At 57.3% G+C, this 6,165-nt stretch carries 7 protein-coding genes; all 7 read right to left on the bottom strand.

Annotated elements, in window-relative coordinates:
* Window positions 1-44 precede the first annotated feature (44 nt).
* Entirely contained in the window at window positions 45-1,298 is a 1,254-nt protein-coding gene (locus tag CIC12_RS23070) for an IS256 family transposase (protein ID WP_168665893.1), read from the bottom strand.
* A 107-nt stretch (window positions 1,299-1,405) separates the two neighbouring features.
* The gene (locus CIC12_RS23065) at window positions 1,406-2,071 is read right to left on the bottom strand and encodes a DUF799 domain-containing protein (RefSeq protein ID WP_168667303.1); all 666 of its coding nucleotides are present in this window, start codon (window positions 2,069-2,071) and stop codon (window positions 1,406-1,408) included.
* Between the two features lie 10 nt (window positions 2,072-2,081).
* Window positions 2,082-2,426, bottom strand: coding sequence for a DUF4810 domain-containing protein (locus tag CIC12_RS23060; protein WP_238812822.1), 345 nt, complete (start codon window positions 2,424-2,426; stop codon window positions 2,082-2,084).
* Between the two features lie 92 nt (window positions 2,427-2,518).
* Complete coding sequence (locus CIC12_RS23055) at window positions 2,519-3,187, bottom strand: CsgG/HfaB family protein (protein ID WP_168667307.1); 669 nt, start codon at window positions 3,185-3,187, stop codon at window positions 2,519-2,521.
* A 47-nt stretch (window positions 3,188-3,234) separates the two neighbouring features.
* Entirely contained in the window at window positions 3,235-4,989 is a 1,755-nt protein-coding gene (locus tag CIC12_RS23050; protein WP_168667299.1) for a ShlB/FhaC/HecB family hemolysin secretion/activation protein, read from the bottom strand.
* A 59-nt stretch (window positions 4,990-5,048) separates the two neighbouring features.
* A complete protein-coding gene (locus CIC12_RS23045) occupies window positions 5,049-5,363 on the bottom strand; it encodes an Imm41 family immunity protein (RefSeq protein ID WP_168667297.1) in 315 nt (104 codons plus the stop codon).
* 372 nt (window positions 5,364-5,735) lie between these two features.
* Window positions 5,736-6,158: a hypothetical protein gene (locus tag CIC12_RS23040; protein ID WP_168667295.1), complete on the bottom strand. Its 423-nt coding sequence runs from the start codon at window positions 6,156-6,158 to the stop codon at window positions 5,736-5,738.
* Window positions 6,159-6,165 lie beyond the last annotated feature (7 nt).

Raw genomic sequence — 6,165 nt, 5'->3', positions numbered from 1 at the left:
GGACGTGTCAGGAATTTCGTGTGCTGAGGTCGCTGTAAAAAGTCTCAGCTGATGGCGTTGGTGAAGCGCTCGCCGAACAGAATGGCGAACTGATTGACCGCTTGCCGCCAGGTGATAGGCGGCATCTTCCAATCCTTTTCGATGTTGCGCAAGGCCAGATACAGCAGCTTGCTGGCGGCTTCGTCGCTGGGGAAGTGGCCGCGGTTCTTGACGATCTTGCACAGTTGCATGTGCATGCTCTCGATGGCGTTGGTCGTATATATAATCCGACGCACTTCGGGCGGATAGGCGAAGAACGGGATCACCTGCTCCCATTGACGCTGCCACATCGCCGCCACGGTGGGGAATTTGCGGCCCCAGTCGCTTTGAGCGAAGGCTTCGAGCGCGGCTGCCGCCGCTTCGGCCGTGGCGGCCTGATAGATCGGCTTGAGCGCGGCAGCCAACGGCTTGCGGTCTTTCCAGCTCGCCAGATTCAGCGAATTGCGGATCAAATGCACGATGCAAGTCTGGATCTGCGCGGCCGGATAAACCGCCTCGATCGCTTCGGGAAAGCCGCGCAAGCCATCGACCACCGCAATCAGGATGTCGTGCAAACCGCGGTTCTTCAGCTCGTTGAAGACCTTTAGCCAGAACTTGGCGCCTTCGGTCTGTTCGATCCATAGGCCCAGCACTTCCTTGCGGCCATCGGCGCGGATACCCAGCGCCAGGTACACCGCCTTGTTTTTGACCGTGCCTTCGTCGCGAATCTTCAGCCGCAGAGCGTCGAAATACACGATCGGATACATCGCCTCAAGCGGTCGTTGCTGCCATTGCTCGACTTCAGCCAGCACTTCATCGGTGACGGTGGAGATCAGGTCGGGCGACACTTGCAGTCCGTACAGCTCCAGCAAGTGGCCCTGGATCTCGCGCACGCTCATACCGCGCGCGTACATGCTGATCACATGGTCGTCGAATCCCGGCAATCGACGTTGGTATTTGCCGACCAGTTGCGGCTCGAACGTCGCCTGCCTGTCACGCGGGATATCCAGATTCAACTCGCCATTGGGCGTGATGACCGTCTTCGGGCTCGTGCCGTTGCGGTGGTTGCCGGCGTTGCCCTGCTCGGCCTCAGCCGTCAGGTGATGCGTCAGTTCGGCCGCCAGCATGCGCTCGGCGAGTTGCTTCTTGAGCAGGCCGGCCAAGCCCGATTCACCGAGAATCGACTCGGCATCCTTGTTCTGCACCTGGGCCAGCAGTTGATCAATCAGTTCATCCGGAAACAGCTTCGGCGTGCTCGGTTTCTTGCTCTTCTTTGTCATGCTTGTTGTTTCGGTCATAAGGGCGTTCCTTTCGGTATCGTCTCATGACCTCGGCACACAAGAAAACTGACAGGCTCGTCGGCGCCCGGTTGAAGCAACTGGCCTGCTCAGTCCGTGCCGGATTTCGGCGATCTCGGACCATATAGCAGCCCATTGGGCGGCCCCGCGTGCAGCAGCCGGTAACTCGTCACGGCAGCAATATCGTGACTCTTGTCCGTCACAGAGTTTGCAATCTGTTTGACCGCCGCGGTCACGAGCATGCCGATCAAGCCGCCCCCGCTGTAGTTGTTCCCCTCATTGCTGTTGGCACTCGCGCTCCCCTGCCACAGTACATCGCCTGTCCTCAGGTCTACCAGCTTCGCCGACGCCGTGACGACAGTCGCACTATCGAGCACGTGGTATGCGGTGCCGAATTGCGTGATCTTCGAATACAGCACTGCGTCAGCACCGAAGATCTCCCGAAGCTTTGCGGGCGAGGTGGCCTGAATATCGGCCGGGACGGTCAGGCCATTCTGGCGGAATGTCTCATCCATCACCGCCACTGGCACCACGTAATAGCCCGCTTCGGCAAGTGGCATCGTCATCTGCGACAGCATGCTGTTCGTCGCCTGCACGTCGGTCGTATCGTTTTCGGGCGGCAGAACGAGGATTGAATGCGGCCGACTGTTTTTGAAGGCGGTGTAATCGACATGCTTGACGGGTTGCGCGCACGCAGCCAGCAACGTGAACGTCGAGATGGCAAACCAAAGTCTGAAAGAAAGGAATCTGGACATGACGGCTCGCTTAAGGCTGTTTCGTTTTATGGTTCATCAGGAAATCCATGTAGGTCGAGGATTCCGGAAACAGCTCTTTCTCGGCCCCGAACTGTTCCATAGCCGGCCCGTCCTTGCCAACGCTCGCGTACAGCATCCCGAGTTGCGCATGAAAACCGGGCGGGGGCGTGCCGCCCTTTGCGCGGATTTCCTGCAGCGCTTTTTCGAGTGCGTCGATCTGCTGCTGCGGGTCCTTGTTTCCCCTCAGGTAGTCATAGACTGCTGGCTGGTAGCCAGTCCATTGATAAAGGGGCGGTGGGCTGCTTGCCGCACATCCCGTGAGGAGCACCGCAACTGTCATTGCCGGCAGGCTCATTCCCCGTATCGGGCGCGTATGTTTCATTGTGAATCCCGTCAGTGTGGTGGTGTGTCGCACGAAAAGCTGTGCGACGCCGCTGCGTCGTGCGCCTATCGCGTTACCTTGAGCACGCCTTGATCGACCTGCGCAGCCAGGTGGTTGACCGCCTCCTGGATCGCGAGGTCAAGCACCTTGCCATTCAGCGTCGAGTCGTAGCTGGCGGTGCCCCCAAAGCCGATGATCTCGCGATTCGACAGGCTGTATTCCCCCGCCCCCTGGCTCGACGCCACGACTTCCGAGGTCGTGGTATTCACCACGTTGAGGCTGACCTTTGCATAGGCCACCTGGTTCTTGCCGCTGCCGAGAATGCCAAAGAGCTGGCGATCACCCACTTCCTTGCGGCCAAACTCGGTGACGTCACCCGTGATGACGAAGTTCGCGCCCTTGATCGCCTGCCCCTTTTTCATGAAGCCAGCTTCCTGACGGATTTCGTCGAGGTTGTCACGATCGAGCACATTGAAGCGCCCGCTCTGCTGCAGGGCGGTGATCAGAATGGTCTTGGCCTGCCCGCCAAGGCGGTCGACTCCGCCGGAGAAAATTCCTCGCATATAGCTGGACCGGTTGTCGAATTTGCCCACGGCCATCTCGATGCGCTGGCCCGCGTAGGGCGTCTGGGAAACGCTCACCGGCTGAACCGGCAGCGAATGCGACGACTCCGTTGCACATCCGCCCAATGCCAGAGCGGTAGCGAGCACCGAAACTCCATATATCTTTGACATGTTCCTTGTTCTCCTTTTGAATAAAACAGAAATGATCGACGCCATCATCAGAATTGCGCCGTTACCTGAAAGCCGACCGTTACTTGCGCCGTCGGAAAACCCGAGGGCTTATAGATTGGGGTGCCGGCAAACAGGTCATAGGCGAGCGCACCGGCCTTCGCCGATGTGCTGCCTCTGATGCCGACCACGGCGCCCGCCAGTTGTGTGCCAGCAAGATAGACGGCGCTCGGTCCGAATACATGGCCGTAGTCAATGCCCGCATAGAGCGACTGGCCTGTTGAGCCAATCGGCAACTGGAGTTCGTTGCGCCAGTAGAAACCGCGTTCGGCGGCCAGCATCGTTTCACCGTCGAAGCCGCGCACGGTGTAGCGGCTGCCGATCGTCAGGTCGTCGATGTAGTTCAGCGTGTTGTTCGTGAACTGGCCATGCACGGACGTCACGTACCGGAGCGGCTGGTTCGCGATTTGGAACGGTACCGACAGGTTGGCGTCGAGCACGGCCATGCGGAAACGGTAGGTCGGGCCGTCCGGGTAAAAGTCCGGTGTCGCGCCGAGGCCACTAATGCCTTGACGATATGCAAGCGACCCGTCGAACTGCGCGGCACCGAAATAGTGGCGATCGGTCAGCGCCGCTTCGATAAACGTGTTGTTGCGGTGCTGCTGGGGGATATCGGTGTCTTCGATGAAGCTCTCGCCAAAGCGCTTCGTCAGTCGGAACTGTGCGCCGAGGACATTGTTCTGGCTGCGCATCAGGACGCGTTGCAGCTTGAAGTCGACCGTCTGCGCATTGCCGCTGGAGACGAATATCTGGTTGGCCCCCGCGATCTGCTGATAGTACGTGTTCGTGTACGCCGACAGTGTGCCGGTCCAGTAGCCCCACGGAACCGAATACGAGCCGTTCCAGCCATGCGAGCCCAGACTTTTGTCACCGAATTCGAGGTCCTGGCTCACGCCCACGTTGAAGATGTCGTTCAGGCCGAGCGGGTTGTCGAGACCGAGACTCAGGTTACCTTGCAGTTTGCCTGTCGCGCGCGTGCCGGAGTTGTCGATCGAGGCGACGACGGTCCAAGGTTTTGCACGTTTCAAGTCCAGAACTACGTCACTCTCGCCGGGGACGCTGGTGGGGACGATCTGCATGGACACGTCCTGGCTGGCGACGCGCTTCATCTGTTCGAGGCCCTGTTCGAGGTCGCGCAGGTTAAGCACGTCGCCGTCACGCGCAGGGAATGCAGACTTCCATGTGCCGCGTGTGGACGAATCGGAGAATCGAATCTGATTGATCACGCCGGGCACGAGCGCGAACTTAAGTGTCCCGGTTGAGAGATCCTGTTCGGGTAACAGGACGCGTGTCGTGATGTAGCCTCGGCTCAGGATCTGCTGTTGCAGGCTTTTGGTGAGCGTATCGATGCCCTGTTTGCCGACGCATTGCCCCCTGTAGTGGTCGAGCCATTCGCGCACAAACGCGAAGCGGTCGAGCGACAGAGCGGATGCGCCTTGCGCACGCACTGGATCGGGTAGCCTCGACGGTACGTCCAGCACGAACGTGTCGATGCGGAAACACGGCGTTTCGACCGGCAGGTCGGGCCAGCCTGAGGTGCGCTCGATGGTCGAGCGTATGGACGGGGCGTTGACCGCCGCCTCGCGTTGCTGCGCTTCGTGCTGTTGTTGAACCTGCTGGTTCTGTTCTGCGTTTGCGCGTGCCGCGGCGGCCGTCTCGGCGGGTGTTGGCGTCTGCTGCGCGTTGGACGCGAGCGATACCATGGCTGTGAGCGGCAAGGCCGCCAGCCTTTTTCGGATTTTCATACGCGAGTTAAATTGATGGTCTTGCAGGCAAGCCGAATGATCAAATTCTAAAAAACTGATCAGGATCTGTGCTTTCCACTGAGCAGCGGATTTTCCTCTTCGAACACGACCCGTTCGGACATATGCTTAGCGAAAAAGCCTCCAAAGACTATTTGAATTCGCTCGCGAAATTCATAAATCTCTTCGCGCTCGAGGTTTTTGATCTCGAACAAATCGTTTTGATCAAAGTGCGAACTTATCGTACTCATTGTGCCGCTAAAAATGCGGAAGACCGGGCTGCACAGTTCCTCATAGTTCTCTGCTTTTTTTACAATTTCATAAAGTGCCCACTCAAGGAGCCAATATTGATCTCTTTGCCATTCGTTTTTTTTCATGCAGAATCGCAATAAACGAATCCTCGTCATACTCGGGAGACCAAGGGCAATTTTTGGCGATGATCGTGTATGGATTCATGTTCCGGGTCAATTCTATGGGTTTCATTTGACGTTAAGTTTCCGGCCAGATGCTGCATTTGTCTTGTCAGAACTCACAGAGCCGTCGAGATTGACGACAGACTTAAAGTTTCCGTTTCCATCAAAAACCTCAAGGTGGTCTTTGTGACGTCCATCAAGATAACCTGGCCATCCGGCGTCTTCAGCGCGGAGCGATTGTCCGTTGTATATCCGACTGGTCACGCTGAAATCACGGCTTCAATGTTCCGATTATTCCACGCGCTGGGCCCAAAACCTTTGATATTGGCGACCGGTCTAGACTTTTGAATACATCTCTTTCAGAGATTCCATGAACAGGCCATTCAGGCCTTGACTGAGCGCATCCCAACTATCTAAATGAAAGCCGCTTAGCAACTCCGCAAGCTTTGGAGTGGCGTTGAAGTACAAGGCATTCCAGAGTATTTCAGCGTCCATGCTGTTTGCCTTGTCACCGAAATTCAACAGGTTCTCTAACAGACGAGCTCCCGCTTCGCCTGATATCTCCTTGCGATGCGTGCCTTCGAGAAGTCCGGCGTGAACGTTAATGCGGAGAAAGTCAACAACAGCCTGCCTCCATAATCCGGGGGTCAATCCAAATTGACCTCCATGCACTTGTGACAGCGCCGCGTTAGGAGAGAAATCATCAAGTCCAGATACGACAAGCTGTTTCTGATAGTCAATCTCAGGGAATGAAGTCATGGCCGTC

The organism is Paraburkholderia sp. SG-MS1 (assembly GCF_012275575.1).
Classification (GTDB): domain Bacteria; phylum Pseudomonadota; class Gammaproteobacteria; order Burkholderiales; family Burkholderiaceae; genus Paraburkholderia.
This window is presented reverse-complemented; position numbering and strand designations above follow the sequence as displayed.